Annotated in this window: 13 protein-coding genes and 2 pseudogenes; 8 read left to right on the plus strand and 7 right to left on the minus strand. The window is 58.6% G+C overall.

Going from position 1 to position 15,504, the window contains the following annotated elements; all coding sequences use genetic code 11:
• Positions 1–167 precede the first annotated feature (167 nt).
• Positions 168–1,460 carry an ISNCY family transposase gene (locus JW799_RS01370; RefSeq protein ID WP_205428370.1) on the plus strand — a complete coding sequence of 431 codons (1,293 nt, stop codon included), beginning with the start codon at positions 168–170 and terminating at the stop codon, positions 1,458–1,460.
• A 162-nt stretch (positions 1,461–1,622) separates the two neighbouring features.
• Here JW799_RS01370 and JW799_RS01375 read toward each other — a convergent pair whose 3' ends face one another.
• On the minus strand, positions 1,623–2,861 hold the full coding sequence (locus tag JW799_RS01375) for a glycosyltransferase family 2 protein (RefSeq protein WP_205428372.1): 1,239 nt from the start codon (positions 2,859–2,861) through the stop codon (positions 1,623–1,625).
• Between the two features lie 693 nt (positions 2,862–3,554).
• Here JW799_RS01375 and JW799_RS01380 point away from each other — a divergent pair.
• Positions 3,555–4,085, plus strand: coding sequence for a phosphatase PAP2 family protein (locus JW799_RS01380; protein ID WP_240353119.1), 531 nt, complete (start codon positions 3,555–3,557; stop codon positions 4,083–4,085).
• A 91-nt stretch (positions 4,086–4,176) separates the two neighbouring features.
• Here the strand turns inward: JW799_RS01380 and JW799_RS01385 are convergent, their stop codons facing one another.
• The 4 genes from JW799_RS01385 to JW799_RS01400 form a co-directional block, all read right to left on the minus strand.
• Positions 4,177–5,862 carry an ABC1 kinase family protein gene (locus JW799_RS01385; protein ID WP_080836421.1) on the minus strand — a complete coding sequence of 562 codons (1,686 nt, stop codon included), beginning with the start codon at positions 5,860–5,862 and terminating at the stop codon, positions 4,177–4,179.
• Positions 5,863–5,913: 51 nt separating this feature from the next.
• Positions 5,914–6,252 (minus strand): phasin family protein, encoded by a 339-nt coding sequence (locus tag JW799_RS01390; protein ID WP_080836420.1) that lies wholly within the window; start codon positions 6,250–6,252, stop codon positions 5,914–5,916.
• Positions 6,253–6,952: 700 nt separating this feature from the next.
• Positions 6,953–7,717: a tRNA (guanosine(46)-N7)-methyltransferase TrmB gene (trmB, locus tag JW799_RS01395; protein WP_080840844.1), complete on the minus strand. Its 765-nt coding sequence runs from the start codon at positions 7,715–7,717 to the stop codon at positions 6,953–6,955.
• Between the two features lie 222 nt (positions 7,718–7,939).
• Complete coding sequence (locus JW799_RS01400; protein ID WP_205428374.1) at positions 7,940–8,089, minus strand: hypothetical protein; 150 nt, start codon at positions 8,087–8,089, stop codon at positions 7,940–7,942.
• A 361-nt stretch (positions 8,090–8,450) separates the two neighbouring features.
• Between JW799_RS01400 and mnmL the strand changes: the two are divergent.
• The 6 genes and pseudogenes from mnmL (at position 8,451) to JW799_RS01430 (ending at position 12,427) form a co-directional block, all read left to right on the plus strand.
• Positions 8,451–9,421 (plus strand): annotated as a pseudogene (gene mnmL, locus JW799_RS01405) (tRNA modification radical SAM protein MnmL/YtqA).
• A 98-nt stretch (positions 9,422–9,519) separates the two neighbouring features.
• Entirely contained in the window at positions 9,520–10,026 is a 507-nt protein-coding gene (mnmM, locus tag JW799_RS01410; RefSeq protein ID WP_338026197.1) for a tRNA 5-(aminomethyl)-2-thiouridylate-methyltransferase MnmM, read from the plus strand.
• Between the two features lie 64 nt (positions 10,027–10,090).
• A pseudogene (locus JW799_RS01415) lies at positions 10,091–11,064 on the plus strand (type I phosphomannose isomerase catalytic subunit).
• A gap of 90 nt (positions 11,065–11,154) precedes the next feature.
• Positions 11,155–11,643: a hypothetical protein gene (locus JW799_RS01420; protein ID WP_080836406.1), complete on the plus strand. Its 489-nt coding sequence runs from the start codon at positions 11,155–11,157 to the stop codon at positions 11,641–11,643.
• A 105-nt stretch (positions 11,644–11,748) separates the two neighbouring features.
• Entirely contained in the window at positions 11,749–12,267 is a 519-nt protein-coding gene (locus JW799_RS01425; protein WP_080836404.1) for a MogA/MoaB family molybdenum cofactor biosynthesis protein, read from the plus strand.
• A gap of 13 nt (positions 12,268–12,280) precedes the next feature.
• A complete protein-coding gene (locus JW799_RS01430; protein ID WP_176220785.1) occupies positions 12,281–12,427 on the plus strand; it encodes a hypothetical protein in 147 nt (48 codons plus the stop codon).
• Between the two features lie 81 nt (positions 12,428–12,508).
• Here JW799_RS01430 and mgrA read toward each other — a convergent pair whose 3' ends face one another.
• Both mgrA and JW799_RS01440 read right to left on the minus strand, forming a co-directional pair.
• A complete protein-coding gene (gene mgrA, locus JW799_RS01435) occupies positions 12,509–13,507 on the minus strand; it encodes an L-glyceraldehyde 3-phosphate reductase (RefSeq protein WP_080836401.1) in 999 nt (332 codons plus the stop codon).
• 19 nt (positions 13,508–13,526) lie between these two features.
• Entirely contained in the window at positions 13,527–15,290 is a 1,764-nt protein-coding gene (locus tag JW799_RS01440; RefSeq protein WP_205428376.1) for a B12-binding domain-containing radical SAM protein, read from the minus strand.
• Positions 15,291–15,504 lie beyond the last annotated feature (214 nt).

Raw genomic sequence — 15,504 nt, forward strand, 5'->3', positions numbered from 1 at the left:
GCAAACATCACTTTACCAAGGGAGAAGCTCTTTTTCTATATCCGCTTTTTCCAATTCCTACACCCACAGAGATTTTACACTATCGCAGGCGGGTGTTGTTCGTCTGTGATAATGTCACCCTGTAACTGTTCTGAGATAATGTCACTATGGGACAGGAGACATTAACATTGACCAGAGCAGAACTGAAAAAGGTACTTGTCGTGGAGAAGATTTTAGACGGACACATGACTAATGTGGAAGGAGCAGCGACACTCGGACTAACAGTGCGACAAATGATTCGGCTGAAGAAAAAGTATGTGGAAGAGGGAGGAGCGCAGGCACTGGTGCACCGCAATCGCGGAAAAAAGCCGAAGCACGCCTTGTCCGAGGAAGTTAAACAGCAGGTCGTTGAGTTGTACAACACAAAATACTATGGTAGCAACAACTGCCATTTTGCGGAGCTTTTGGAGGAACATGAAGCATTGAAATTGAGTCCTTCCAGTGTAAGACGTATTTTGCTTTCTGAAGGAATCAAACAAGCCAAGCAGCGCAGACGTAGCAAAGCTCATCAACCACGTCAGCGCAAGCCGCAAGCCGGAATGCTGTGGCAGATCGACGCGACGCCATTTGCTTGGCTGGAGGACCGGGGTCCTGCCTTTGCCCTCCATGCAGCCATCGACGATGCCACAGGCACGGTTGTCGGCGCCATATTCCGGCTCAACGAATGCCGCGAAGGATACTCGCTCGTCATGCAGCAAGGCATTCAGAAATACGGCGTACCGCTCGGCCTGTACAGCGACCGACACACCATCTTTCGCTCTCCTAATGAAAAGCTGACCGTAGAGCAGGAACTGGCTGGTGAAACGAAGCCGCTCTCTCACTTTGGCAAGGCGATGGCCGAACTTCACATTGAGCATATCAAGGCCATTACGCCGCAGGCTAAGGGCCGTGTAGAAAGGCTTTGGCAGACGTTCCAAGATCGCCTGGTCATCGAACTCAGGCTGCTCGGCGCAAAGACGATTGAGGAGGCCAATGCGGCGTTGCCCATGCTGTTGGAGAAGCACAATCGCAAATTTGCTGTTCAGCCCAAAAAAGTAGAATCGGCGTATATGAAGCTGGATCCATCCGTCAATTTGAATCATGTGTTCACGATTCGCGAGTACCGAAAGTTAGGACACGGAAACACACTCTCTTATTACGGGAAAGTGTATACCTTCGCCAAGCCCTGTGATTTCCGTTTCGAAGCCAGAACAACGGTAGAGGTGCGTAAAACGCTCTCTGGAGAAGTGCTCGTTTGGCACAATGGCCAGGCGATTCCGCTGAAAGAGACGGAAAAGCCGGTACGCAAACCGATGTCCAAAACAAAAAAGGCGGAGCCTGCGCAGTCACGCAAACCCGCCGCCAACCACCCTTGGAGGTTGGCATGGAACTGTAGACAACAACAGGATAACACAAAAACGACAGCCGTCCAAGTCACTTGAACGGGCGGCTGCCCAAATTAGCAAAGTGACATTTTTACAGACGAGTTATGGTGACATTTTTACAGCATATTGACACCTTCCGGCAGGCGGGAAGCTTTGCGAGGATGCGCCGGGTGCCGAAGAAGCAAAAAACGGCCCGAAGGCCGTTTCGCTTTTGCCCGTTTACATCTGCTTGCCCTGCACCTCGTCGAGCCGAAGCACGCGCGTGTGCTCGGTATGGCTCCACGTCTTGTTGTTTTGCGTGAAAAAGGCGTACACCGTGATCGGCCACCACGAAATGGAGAAAATCGGGAACGTGACGAGCCTGAGGTACATTTTCCACGGCACCTTCTCCAGCAGCATCGCCAGCGGCGTCTGCGCGTACATGTACAGCGCGATCGGAATCGAAAGCCAGGCCGGCGCCACCGCGTAAATCGAATCGAAATTCGGATCGCCCGGCAGCAGCTGGTCGAACCACAATACGCCGGTTACCGTAAATCCGAGCAAAAAGTAATACGCGTTGAAAATATAAAGGGCGGCGTCGATCTTCGCCCATTTGCGCTCCTTGATGCCCTGCCACAGCGTCGGCAGCATATAATGGCGGGCGACGTGAAAATGCCCTTGCATCCACCGCAGCCGCTGGCGGGACGACGCGCGGAACGTAATCGGCTTTTCGTCGTAAACCCGGGCATCGAAATTGAACTTCGGATAAATGTTGCGCTGAATGCAGCGAATCGTGAATTCCAGGTCCTCGACCAGGCTCGTCGCGCCCCAGCCCATCTCCTTGAGCAGCTTCGTCTCGAAGCACATGCCCGTTCCGCCGAGGAAGTTCGCCAGTCCCAGATTATAGCGCGGAAGCTGCCACAGCCGGTTGCAAAACCAGTAGTTGATGCCGTTGGCGGCGCTCACCCAGGAGTCGTGCGGGTTTTTGGTGTCGAGGTAGCCTTGGACGACGCGGTGGCCGTTCAGCAAGTCCTCGTTCATGTACTTCAGGAAATCGGTCGCGACCAGGTTGTCGGCGTCGAACATGACGACGGCGTCGTACTGGCGCGGGTGCTTCCACAGCTTGCGAAGCATCCATTCGATGGCATAGCCCTTGCCGCGCTCTCTCGGATTGACGCGCTCGCAGGCGTAAACGCCGGGATAGCCGCGGACGATGTCGGCCGTTCCGTCGGTGCAGTTGTCGCAGATGACGAACACGTCGAACAGCTCGCGCGGATAATCCATTTTGAGCAGGTTTTCCAGCAGCGCGCCTACGACCTTTTCCTCATTATGGGCGGCGACGAGAACCGCGAACGACTTCGTCGGCTCGTGCTCGATTTTTTCCCGCTTCCGCTTCCAAGCGAACACGGACAGGAAAACCTGGTACGTCCCGAGCACAAAAAACAGTCCTTGCGCGATCAGCAGCAAATGGTTCCACATATTCGGTTAGACCCCCTAAAAACCCTTTTTCATTTTTGCGCGTCCGACTTCCATCCGGTGGTCCGGATGCCGTCGCCGCTTTTCTCTTTTTGTTGTTTTTCTCTCTGTTTGAAAACACAAACCTGATTTTCATCCGTACGCGTGCATTTCGTCAAAAAGCATTTTCCGTCATTTCCGGTGTCCAGGCTCCGTTTAAGTTCCCTTCGCTTGCCGGGCATCCGTTTTCAACCGACTTCCTCCGCCAAGCATCCGCAAGCATCGTTTTCCGTCCATTTTGTGTCCGCAGTCCCGATCTCCCGACACCATTCCTTCACAAGTCAGTTCTTTCGGATCGACCTTTCGCCATCGCCGCGGAACCCCGTTCGTTCGCTTTCGACACGTCGTTCGAATGACCGCGAGCGCAACGGCATGGCAGCGGCCGCCGCCGGCCTCCCCGCTATCATATGACGAACCGGGCGGCCGGAAGGTTTCAATCCATGCAGATATCTCCATAAAAGCTTACCCATCCGCCGCGAAAGTAAAACGAGCCGAACATGAAAATCCCGGCAGGAAAGCCCGCCGGGTTTACAGAAATGATATAGTGGATTTATATTTTCTTAATGTTTATCGATTAAAATGACAGTAGCGCTGCGATCCGGATTCTGTTTTGCGAGGCTCGCGCAACCCGGTACCGGGGAAAACGGGAGGGACGCTATGATGATGAGATTTTACAACAGACTCCATGAGTGGGAAGGTCCCTTGTTCCTTCATGTGAATATTCGATGGAACCGCCGAACGTGCAATTTGCTGTTTGCGATCCTTTCGCTCATCGGCGGGGCGACGTTCAGCCTCAGCTTTTCCGCGTTGGTCGGATTTATGATGCCGGACCCGTGGAGAGTCGTCGGCTGGCAGTCGCTGGCGGCCGTGTCGCTGAGCCATCTTCCGGTCGTTCTGGCGAAACGGAGCATGCCGCGCCTTAGGCCTTACCAGGTTTTTCCGCAAGCGAGAACGGGCAGGCGGCCGCTTCAGGATCCTTCGTTTCCGTCCGGCCACACGACCGCCGCTTTCGCGTTGTTGACGCCGTGGATGATCGCGATGCCGGGCATGTTCCCCCTGCTGCTGGCCGTCGGGCTCGGCGTCGCCCTGTCGCGCGTGTATTTCGGCCTGCACTACCCGAGCGATACCGCCGTCGGGGCGATGCTCGGTTTTCTGACCGCGCTCCTGATGATCAAACTGATCGGATAAATCCGCTACGAAAACGCGAAAAGGCAGACGGCCTCGCAGAAGGTCCGTCTGCCTTTTCGCGTTCATCGGCGTCGCCGCGCATGCCGCCCGATCAAAACCGGCCCGAGCGGAAAATGGAATAAATCAGCCACACGAACATGAGCGCGGCCACGATAAAGCCGACGACGACCGCCGGGACTTTCCACGGCAGCATGTACTCGTGCCCCATGGACGACCCGACGATGAGCCCCGCCATCATAATGCTGAAGGCAAGCAAAACGATGCTGAACGCCAGCCGGTTGCCGACCCGGTCCAGCTTCTTCAGCATCCGGTTCATCTGCTTCTCCGGCACCGACAGCTCCAGCTTGATTTTCCCTTGCTTCGCGAGCGTCAGCAGCTCCCGCAGCTTTCCCGGCGCTTCCGTCAGCAGGTCGGCGTATTCGGGCAAATGACGGGCCCAGATTTTCAGGATCGAGAACGGATTGAGCCGGTCGGTGACGAGCCGGCGGCCGAACGGTTCGGCCGCGTCCATAATGCTGAAATCCGAATCGAGCCCGGATACGACGCCTTCCATCGTCATCAGCGACTTGCCCAGCAGCGTCAAATCGGCGGGGATGCGGATGCGATGGCGGTAGGCGAGGGACATCAGCTTTTTGACGGCGTCGGCGATGCTGATTTGGCTTAGCGGCACCTGGTAATAGTCTTCCCTCAATTCGTCCACGTCCGAGCGAAGCGAGGCGCGATCGGCGTCGTCGGGAATGAGCCCGAGCCGTTCGATCGCCGCGATGATTCCGTCCGTGCTCTGATTGCGCAAAGCGATCACGAACGTAGCGAAATGCGTCTTGGCTTCCGACGACAGCCGGCCGACCATGCCGAAATCCAAAAATGCCAGTTCCCCTCCGGGCAGCACGAGCACGTTGCCGGGATGCGGGTCGGCATGAAAGAAGCCTTCGATCAAAATTTGCTGAAGCATCGCGGTCGTGAAACGCTCGGCGACCTGCGCCCTGGAGATCCCTTCCCGTTCGAGCTTCTCGCGCTCGTTCAGGCGAATGCCGTCGATAAACTCCATCGTCAGCACCTTGCCCGACGAAAGCTCCCGAAACACGCGCGGAATGCGAACATAGGGCAGCTCGGCGGAAAAGACGGCGAATTTCTCCGCATTGCTTGCCTCCCGGCCGTAATTCAATTCGTTGCGCAGAGCGCTTCCGAGCTCCTCCATCATCTCGCTGACCCGGTACCTTCTCGCCCAGTCCAGCCTTTTCTCGGCCAAGCGAGACAGCTCCCCCAATATTTCCAGGTCGGTTTCGATACGGGAACGCACGGAAGGACGCTGTACTTTGACCGCCACGTCGGTTCCGTCCTTCAGCACGGCGTAATGGACCTGTCCGATGGAAGCGGCCGCGATCGGCGTCTCCTGGATTTCAAGGAACAGCTCCTCGACGGACGAGCCGAGCTCTTTTTCCAAAATCGTTCTCGCTTCCGAAAAAGGAAAGGCCGGAACGTCGTCCTGCAGCCGCGCAAGCTCCGCGATCACCTCGGCCGGAAGGAGATCCGCCCGGGTGCTGGCAAGCTGGCCCAGCTTGACGAAGGTCGGTCCCATTTCCTCGAGAAACAGCCGAATCCGGAGCCCGATCGAATGCTTTTGCAAATCCCGCCGTTCCTCGTCCCAGATCGCTTTATAGGATAACCCTTGGGCGAGCCCGAGGTCCTTGACGATAAATCCGAAACCGTAGCGCACGAATGCGGAGACGATTTCCCGGTAGCGTTTGAGATGGCGGATTCTTTTGCCGACGTTCATATCGTCCCTCCCCCGAACGCGGCGCGTTTGCCCGCAGAAGGCGCGCGGCCTTTAAACGGATTCGTCGTTCCCGGGCGTTTCGGTTCCGCTTTTTTCGCCGCCCGCGATCGCGACGAGCTCGTCCAGCCGCCGCTCCAGCCGCTCGATATCGGCTTTCGTCGCCAGATTTCTTTCGCCTAAAGCGGTCTGAATGCGCTCCTGGATGTAGGATTCGAGCTTCCGGCGGGATTCCTCGCCTTTTTGCAGCCACTCGTCGACGAAGCCGAAAGACTCCGCGCGGCTCATCTCGCCTTTCTTGACCAGTTCGTCGACCAGTTTTTCCACCTGCTCCTTGCTGGCCGCGGCAACCCCCAGCCCGAGGGAGAACGCCTTGTTCAAAGCCTCTTTCATGCTCCAGACCTCCTCATCCTTTTAGAAAAAATGAATGCCGGATTCGATGTCGTTAGTGTGGATAAGAGCCGATGGTTTATACCTATTTCGTTTGCTCCTTCCTTATAAAAGTCTGATAATTCCGTCTCCTTCATCGTACCGGATGATGCCCAAAAGTCAACCGACGATTCGATGGCGATTCTCTTGGCCGGTCTGCTCGACAGGGCGGAGCTTTCGGAGGGCATGAAATTGGCGGCACTCAAGAGTGCGACCATAGTCGAGATGAGTAATGGTTACTCGATTGCGCGCGGGTCTGTGTGCACGGCGGGTTGAGATGAGTAATTTTTACTCAACTGCGTGCGGATCTAGGCGCATGGCGGGTTGAGATGAGTATTTTTTACTCAACTGCGCGCGGGTCTTGGGCGTATGGCCGGGCAGATGAGTATTTTCTACTCAACTGAGTCGGTTCTGGGCGCACGGCGGGTGGGAGTTGAGTCACCATGAGACAACCGGGTTCCCGGAGGGCAGAGCCGATTTCCTGAGCGGCTGCGGGAGATGTCGCCGGAGAGGCATTTCGTGCGGCCCGAGCGGCGCCCCCGTCCCCCGGCGGGCTTGTCCGGCTCTTGTCTGTTCGTACGGCAAAAAAATTTAACAAAAAAAGCCGGCCGAAGAAGGCAAACGTTCGTTTGCCGCCTTCGGCCGACCCGAATCCGCTCGATCGTCACGGTTCGTTTTTCTCGAGGCGCTCCTGCGCCCTCATCTCGCGCTTGCGTTCGGCGGCGCGCTCCGAAGCGATGCGGTCCGCGTTGTCGGCGATCGCCCGCTCGCCGACGACGGCCTCCAGCCGGTAAATCGGCTGCCCGAGCCCGACGAATTTCGCCTCGTATTCGGTCAGCACCAAATCTTCGCGCAGCGTTTCCCGGTGCAAATGCAGCGAGATGTTCCGCATCTGCAGGCCGCAGTCCGAGAAGCTGTTCAGCGAAAACTCGAACAGCGTGAGCGAGTCCGTTTTGAAGTGGATTTCCCCCCGCTCGTTCAACGCGAGCTTGTACTTCTCCAGCATTCGCGGATGGGTCAGGCGGCGCCTGGCATGCTTGCTTTTCGGCCACGGATCGCTGAAATTCAAATAAATCCGCTCCAGTTCCCCCGGCTCGAACATGTCCTCCAGAAACTCGACGTTGCCGCGGACGAGCGCCAAATTCGGAACGCGATCCGCTCCGGCTTCCCGCCAGGCCGCGCGCGCCTTTTCGCTTCCGCGGCGCAGCAGCTCGTCGTACATGTCCATGCCGATGTAGTTGATATCCGGATTCCGAACGCTTTGCGTGCTGATGAAGCGCCCCTTGCCCATCCCGAGCTCGACATGGATCGGACGGTCGTTGCCGAAAAACTCGCGCCATTTTCCTTTCCATTTATTCGGCTCCAGCACGACCAGTTCCGGCTGGGCCTCCAGGCTTTCCCTTATATTTTTTCTGCCACGCAGTCTCATCGCTCGTCCTCGTCCTTCCGCTATGTTGGGCCGCAGCCCGCCGATTGCGCCGGCCGGACCTCGCCGGTCCCCGGCATCGACCTTTATTTTGCCGAATCCGGCCCCGATTGTAAAGGGGAAAGCGATTGCCGCGCCGCGGGCAGACATGAAAAAAGACCGCGCTCCTTCGCTTTCGGAACGCGGCCTCGCGATATTCACAGAAAGCCGGCGTTCGGCTTTCCTTTAATTCAGATACTTTTTGTCGTCTATGTCGTACTGAACGTCGAGGGCGTCCTGGAGCTTTCTTTTCGCGGACACTTCCACTCCGTGATTGTTGTGGAACTTGATGCCCGCGAGCGCCATCACTTCCTTGACCGTCAACTCGACCTTCATCGTGTCGTCCCCTTGGGGATTTTTACGTTGTTCGTCACGATCCTCACCTCTCGCTTTCTCCAAAATGACTGTGGGGCTTCTGCCCCCCGGAACGGAACAGCGGCAACAGCTATGCGTACAGTGCTGGAAATGGAGTGTGATGTCAGATTTTTTTGTTGATTTGGCGCACTTTTAATATAACAGATCATGTTAGGTATTTCAAGATGAAACCGCTTTATTTTTTGCTAAATCCGCGAAAACCTATTTATCGTTCTCCCCCGAACCTCAAAAAAACGTTTATCGGAATCCCCGTCCTCGCCACCCGATTGATTTTCCGGTACAATGGAAGAAGCGATTTTAGGGCAAGGAGAGGCTAAAGGCCATGCAGCAGACCCGCTCGATCCGGCCGGAAGCTTCCGGCCTCCCTTTGCGTTGGGGCGACAAAAGGTTTCACCCCTGGAGTTACGAAATGCGGCAAACCTTCGGCACGAAGGCGTTTAAAGTGATGCTGGACGCGGGCTTCACCTGTCCGAACCGGGACGGCTCCATCGCCGCGGGGGCTGCACCTTTTGCAGCGCGCGCGGCTCGGGCGATTTCGCGGGCAGCCGGCGCGACGATCTCGTCACGCAATTCAATTCGGTGCGCGACCGCCAGCATTTGAAATGGCCGGAAGCGAAATACATCGGCTATTTTCAGGCGTATACGAACACTTATGCTCCGCTCGCTGTTCTGAAGGAATATTATGAAACGATTTTGCGGCAGCCCGGCGTCGTCGGCCTGGCGATCGCCACGCGGCCCGACTGCTTGCCGGACGACGTGGTCGATTATTTGGCCGAATTGAACGAGCGAACCTACCTTTGGCTCGAAATGGGCCTGCAAACCGTGCACGAATCGACGTCCGCGCTGATCAACCGGGCGCACGACACCGCCTGCTACCTGGACGCGGTCCGGCGCCTGCGCTCAAGAGGCATTCGCGTCTGCGCCCACATCATCTACGGCTTGCCCGGCGAGACGCGCGAGATGATGCTGGAGACCGGCCGGCAGGTCGCGGAGATGGACGTCCAAGGCATCAAAATCCACCTGCTCCACCTGATGCGCAAAACGCCGATGGTCCGCCAGTGGCGGGACGGCCTGCTCCGGTTTCTGGAGCGGGACGAATACGTCGAGCTTGTCGTCGACACGCTCGAAATGCTCCCGCCGGAAATGATCGTGCACCGGCTGACGGGAGACGCTCCCCGGGAGCTGCTGATCGGGCCGGCGTGGAGCCTGCGCAAATGGGAAGTGCTGAACGCGATCGACGCCGAGCTGATCCGGCGCGCCAGCTGGCAGGGCAAGCTTTGGAAGGGGCGCTGACCGATGGGGTTCCTTTCGGTGCTCGCCATGGCGCAGCGCTGGGTGGCGGAGCGGGCGGGTCCGGGCGCCGTGGCCGTCGACGCGACGGCCGGCGGCGGGTGGACACGCTGTTTCTTGCCCGAACGGTCGGACCGGGCGGGCTTGTCTACGCCTTTGACATTCAGGAAGCCGCGCTCGACCGGACGCGGGAACGGCTGGCCGCAGCCGTCGGCCCCGGCGGCGGAATCGCGCCCGTCCGGCTGCTGCGGGCCGGGCACGAACGGATGGCCGAGCTGATCGATCCGCGGCATCGCGGGCTTGTCCGGGCGGCGATGTTCAACCTCGGCTTTTTGCCGATGGCGGATGCCGACCGCTCCGTCATAACGAGGCCGGATACGACGATTCCGGCCATGAAGGCGGCGCTCGGCCTGATGGCGCCGGGAGGCGTGCTCACCGCCGTCGTATACCCCGGTCACGAGGGCGGCGGCGAGGAGGCGCAGGAAGTGGAGCGCTGGATGACGTCGCTCCCGGCCGCCGAGGCGCAGCTGGCCCTGTACCGGATGCCGCAAAAGCCCGCGGCGCCCTACCTGCTCGCGCTTGAGAAGCGGGCGCCGCTGCCGGGCTGATTTTTCGCGAAACTTGCGACGAAGCTCTTGAATTTTTGCAATCGATTAGAGGAGGATTACCCGCATGACCGTCAAACCTTATCCCTTGCATTTCAAACCGGAATTCAAAGAACGCGTCTGGGGCGGACGCGCGCTGGAGCGCTTCGGCTTCGACGTGCCGGAAGGCCATATCGGCGAAGGCTGGATGATCGCCGACCACCCGAACGGCGTATCCCACGTGCTGAACGGCGAACTGGCCGGCCAAGGGCTCGACCGGATCCGCGAGACCGTCGGCGCGGAATGGTTCGGCGACCGGGGCGCGCTGTCCGGCAACGGACGCTTTCCGCTGCTGATCAAGCTGCTCGACTGCAACGACGACCTTTCGGTGCAGGTTCACCCGAACGACAGCTACGAGGGACTGCCGAAAGGCGAACTCGGCAAAACCGAAATGTGGTACGTGCTGGACGCGAAACCGGGCGCCAAAATCATTTACGGGCTGAAGCCCGGCGTCGATCGGGAAGAGCTGGCGAAAGCCATTTCCGAAAACCGCATCATGGATACGCTGCAGGAGGTGCCCGTCAAGGCGGGCGATACGTTCTACATCCCGCGGGAACCGTCCACGCGCTCTGCTCCGGCGTGCTGGTCGCGGAAATTCAGCAAAACTCCGACACGACCTACCGGTTGTACGATTACGACCGGCCCGGACTCGACGGCAAACCGCGGGAGCTCCATATCGAGGATTCGCTTAACGTCATCGCCTACGAAGGAGCCGGGGCAAGCCGGATGGAAACCGACGGCGCCGCCCCGGGACAATGGCTGAACCTGGCGCAATCTCCGTACTTTACGACGGACAAAGGCGTCGTCGACGGCGCCTGGGAGCTGTCCACCGATCCGTCCAGCTTCGTCGTGCTGATCGTCGCGGACGGAGAAGGCTCGATCCGCTGGTCGGGCGAATCGCTGCAGGCCAAAGCCGGCGACTGCTTCCTGCTTCCGGCCAATTTGGGCTCATACGCGCTCGACGGCAAAATGACGGTGCTGCGCAGCCGTCTTCCCGAGTAACACGACTTCGTCGGTCATGCGGAGGCACGATCGTTCAAGCTGTCGGCCTCCGCCATTTCCCGCGCCTGCCGCGCGAAAGGAAGGAAACGAATGCTGCGCCAAACGTTGGTATTAACGGGACTCGGCCTTGCCATGTGGGTCATCTCCACGCTATTCTTCATTCTTTTCGGGGATTGGGTTCTGGTGGGCACGGACGATTCCCATTTCGGCTCTTCCTTGTTTTTGCTCGAGGCGCTGACGCTGCTCGTGCTCATCGGCCTATCGCTGATCGTAAGGCTGCGGCTGTTTCGCCAGCGCGGCTCGGCTACCCGTTTCGGCTATATTGCCGCTTCGATCGGCCTGCTGCTGAGCGCCTTGGCCATCTGGAACCGCAGCCGCGTTTTCTCCGATTTGGACGAAAGCCAGCTTCACGCTTTTTCGATTTGGATGACGCTGGCTTACGCCATGACGCTGCTCGTGCCCGCCGCAACGGACCGGCTCGTCCGGACGAAAAGCGAAGAAGCGGCCCCGGCGGACGAACGGCCGAGCGAACCGTCGGATGAATACGCCGATGCCGGCCGGGACGAAACCCGCCTGTAAAAAGAACGCCGGAAAGAACGTCGAAAAAATTTTCCCGCGGCCGTCAACCCCTGTCACCCGATACGGATTGGCGGCCTTATTTTTATCGAACGAAGGAGTTGCGAAATGAGCACTTCAACCGAACAGCATCGCAGCGAAGCGCCGGCAACCGTCTCTTGCCTGATCGTTACCGTATCCGATACCCGCACGCCCGAAACGGACAAAAGCGGGCAGCTCATCCGCGAGCTGCTGGAGAACGGCGGCTATCGGGTCGTCGACCGGATCATCGTTCCCGACGAATTCGAACGGATTCGAAGCGAAGTGAAGCAAGCGGCGGACAGGCCCGACGTCGAAGCCGTCCTGCTCAACGGGGGAACGGGAATCGCCGCCCGCGACACGACCTGCGAAGCGGTGCAAAGCTTGCTCGACAAGGAGATGCCCGGGTTCGGGGAGATTTTTCGCTACCTGAGCTTCGCCGAGGATATCGGTTCGGCCGCCATATTGTCGCGGGCCATCGCCGGCACGATCGGGCGAACCGCCGTTTTTTCGATGCCGGGCTCGACGGGAGCCGTGAGGCTGGCCATGACCCGGCTCATCGTGCCGGAGCTCGGACACGTGATGCGGGAAATTTATAAGGACCGTTAGGGGGATTTGCGGCATGTCCGAACGCTCCGCTTTCGTGCCGGCTTTTTTCGTGTGGGCGCTGCTCGCGGGATCGGGCCTGCTTCGGATCCGCCGGACGGCTTCAGCCCCTTCGCCGGTGCCGCGGACCGCAAGCTGGCGCGTTGGTCGGGTTACGCGCTGATATCCATGTCGGTGTTCCGTCTATAAACGGAAGGGCGGCCCCGGGGGTCGGTTTGACCTCTTGGGACCGCCTCTTCTCCTTTTACTGCTCGCCTTTTAAAATGTCTTCGATGCGCTGAAGCTCCTCGGCCGTGAAGTCGAGGCGGTTGACGGTCGCGGCGTTGTCGTCCACCTGCTGGACGCGGCTCGCGCCGATCAGCACAGTCGTCACCCGGCCGCCGCGCAGCACCCAGGCAAGCGCCATCTGGGCGAGCGTCTGGCCCCGCTCCGCGGCGACTTCGTTCAAGCGCCGCACTTTGTCCAGCTTGTCCGGCGTTATGTTGGATTCGCTTAAAAACACGGAGGCTCCGGCAGCCCGCGAGTCTTCCGGGATCCCCTGCAAATATTTGTTCGTCAGCAAGCCTTGCTCGAGCGGCGAGAAGGCGATCGAGCCGACGCCGTTTTCCTCCAGGACGTCGAGCAGTCCGTCCTCGACCCAGCGGTCGAACATGCTGTAGCGGGGCTGATGGATCAGCAGCGGCGTGCCCAGGTCTTTCAAAATCCGGATCGCCTTGGCGGCCTCCGGCGCGCGGTAATTCGAGATGCCCACGTACAGCGCCTTGCCGGAACGGACGATATGGTCCAGCGCCGCCATCGTTTCCTCCAGCGGGGTTTCGGGATCGGGGCGATGATGATAGAAGATGTCCACGTAGTCGAGCCCCATCCGCTTCAGGCTTTGATCGAGGCTGGAGACGAGATATTTGCGGGAGCCCCAATCGCCGTAAGGTCCCGGCCACATATAGTAGCCCGCCTTCGTCGAAATGACCAGTTCGTCGCGATACGGCTTCAAGTCGGTCGCGAGCAGGCGGCCGAAGTTTTCCTCGGCGGATCCCGGAGGCGGACCGTAATTGTTCGCCAGATCGAAGTGCGTAATGCCGAGGTCGAACGCTCTTCTTACGATGGCCCGGCCGTTCTCGAACTTGTCGTTGCCGCCGAAATTGTGCCACAGGCCGAGCGAAATCGCGGGCAGCTTCAATCCGGTGCGTCCGCAGCGATTGTACTTCATGCCTTGATACCGTTCCTCGCTAGCCACATAAACCATGTTCCTTGCTCCTCTCCGGCTATTCGATAGTTTTGCCCGCTTCCGAAAGCTGTGCCTTGCCTAAGGGCGAAGGAAGCGCAAGCAATTGAGGCGGCGTTTCCTCTCCGCCGTAAAGCACCGCGAGCAGCGTGCCGTTCTCCCGGTCGATGCGGCCTTCCCCCGACCAGGCGGCGTAATCGAACGGAACGTATTCGAGAACCGCCTTTTTCGCGAGTTCCCTTTGATCCAAACCCAGCCGTTCCGCCGCCGCCTTCAAATGACCGGACCAGGCGTCCTTGTCCATTCGATCTTCCCACCAGATTTTGCGGGGCTTGTATTTGTGCTGGAGGAAGTAATCGATTTTGAGCAATCCGAGCGTGACGTCAAGATCCAGGGCGGGGTTGGCATCCTCTTTCAGGAACGACCAGATCCGGACGAACAAGTCCTCCAGTTGATGCCCGATCCGCTGCCAGCCGCGTTCCTCCCAATAATCCCCGAACCGCTGAAAAAAGTCAAACGGCGACGGATACGCGCGGCCGACCAAATATTCGATCGTGCGGTCCATCCGGTGCGCGTTCCAGTATTTTTCCAGCACATCCTCCACGCGCTTGATGCGGACGATATCGGAAAACGGCATCCGATCGTTGCCCAGCATTTCGTACGGGGCGCGATCCGAATAGACGTAGCCGTACTTGTCCGCGTCGATCCGCAGTCCCGTTCCCCGCAGCATTTTGAGAAATCCGAGCTGCAGCTCCTCCGGCCGAAGCTCGAACACGTCGTTGAACGTTTTCCGGAACGTGTCGTAATCTTCGTGCGGCAGTCCGGCGATCAGGTCGAGATGCTGGTCGATTTTGCCGCTTTCCTTGACTTTCGTTACCGTGCGAACAAGCTTCGTCCAGTTTTGCCGGCGCTTGACCGCCAGATTGGTCGGATCGTTCGTCGACTGCACGCCGATTTCGAACCGGAAAATGCCGGGCGGCGCGTGCTCCGCGAGAAAATCCAGCACCTCCGGCCGCATGATGTCGGCGGTGATTTCGAATTGAAACACGCAGCCCTTGTGGTTGTCGATCAAAAACCGGAAAATTTCCAGCGCGTAATCGCGCTTGATGTTGAACGTCCGGTCCACGAATTTGATCAGCTTCGCCCCGCTGTCGATCAAATAGAGCAGATCGGATTTGACCCGGTCCATATCGAAATAGCGGACGCCCACCTCGATGCTCGACAGGCAGAACTGGCAGCTGAACGGGCAGCCCCGGCTCGTCTCGAAATAAACGACGCGATTTCCGAGCGACGGCAAATCCTCCTTGAAGCGGTAAGGCGAAGGGAGGGCATTCAGGTCGAGCTTCGGGCGTCCCGGATTGATGACCGTTTCGCCGTTTTTGCGGTAGGCGAGCCCGAACACGAAGTGGAACTTGCGGTCTCCCGCCAGCTCCCGCAGCAAATCCCGCAGCGTCTCCTCCCCCTCGCCCATGACGATGAAATCGACCGCGGGCAGCCGGTTCATCCAATACTCCGTATCGTAGGAAACCTCCGGGCCGCCAAGCACGATTTTGACGTCGGGCATCACCTTGCGCAGCATGTCGATGACGACGATCGTCTCTTCGATGTTCCAGATGTAGCAGGAGAACCCGATCACGTCCGGCTTGCGGCGATACAAATCGGAGGCGATCGTCATCGCCGGATCTTTGATCGTGTATTCGGCGAGCTCGATGTCGAACTCGTCCCGACAATAAGCCTTGAGCACGCGCAAAGCCAGGGAAGTGTGAATGTATTTGGCGTTCAGCGTCGCCAGCACGACGTTCATGGCAGAACCTCTTTTCAAATCGAAGCATTCTCTTCATTGTACCGGAAATCGCGGCGAAAAAACAAAAAAAATCGATCCGCCGGTCGATGCGGGGGCAGGCGAAGCTTGGTTGGATTTTGTCCGATCAAAACCGGTGTTTTCGCGAAACACGTCATCTTCGTTGCAAATAGTTAAAAAAAGACCGCTCCCGAAGCGCGGGAGCCGTCCCTTGTCA

The organism is Cohnella algarum, from assembly GCF_016937515.1.
In the GTDB taxonomy this organism is placed as follows: Bacteria; Bacillota; Bacilli; order Paenibacillales; family Paenibacillaceae; genus Cohnella; species Cohnella algarum.

Coding starts and splice junctions, on each gene's coding strand:
- JW799_RS01375 (WP_205428372.1), bottom strand. CDS start 2,861: ATGTGGAACCATTTGCTGCTGATCGCGCAAGGACTGTTTTTTGTGCTC.
- JW799_RS01380 (WP_240353119.1), top strand. CDS start 3,555: ATGATGATGAGATTTTACAACAGACTCCATGAGTGGGAAGGTCCCTTG.
- JW799_RS01385 (WP_080836421.1), bottom strand. CDS start 5,862: ATGAACGTCGGCAAAAGAATCCGCCATCTCAAACGCTACCGGGAAATC.
- JW799_RS01390 (WP_080836420.1), bottom strand. CDS start 6,252: ATGAAAGAGGCTTTGAACAAGGCGTTCTCCCTCGGGCTGGGGGTTGCC.
- trmB (WP_080840844.1), bottom strand. CDS start 7,717: ATGAGACTGCGTGGCAGAAAAAATATAAGGGAAAGCCTGGAGGCCCAG.
- JW799_RS01400 (WP_205428374.1), bottom strand. CDS start 8,089: ATGAAGGTCGAGTTGACGGTCAAGGAAGTGATGGCGCTCGCGGGCATC.
- JW799_RS01420 (WP_080836406.1), top strand. CDS start 11,155: ATGCTGCGCCAAACGTTGGTATTAACGGGACTCGGCCTTGCCATGTGG.
- JW799_RS01425 (WP_080836404.1), top strand. CDS start 11,749: ATGAGCACTTCAACCGAACAGCATCGCAGCGAAGCGCCGGCAACCGTC.
- JW799_RS01430 (WP_176220785.1), top strand. CDS start 12,281: ATGTCCGAACGCTCCGCTTTCGTGCCGGCTTTTTTCGTGTGGGCGCTG.
- mgrA (WP_080836401.1), bottom strand. CDS start 13,507: ATGGTTTATGTGGCTAGCGAGGAACGGTATCAAGGCATGAAGTACAAT.
- JW799_RS01440 (WP_205428376.1), bottom strand. CDS start 15,290: ATGAACGTCGTGCTGGCGACGCTGAACGCCAAATACATTCACACTTCC.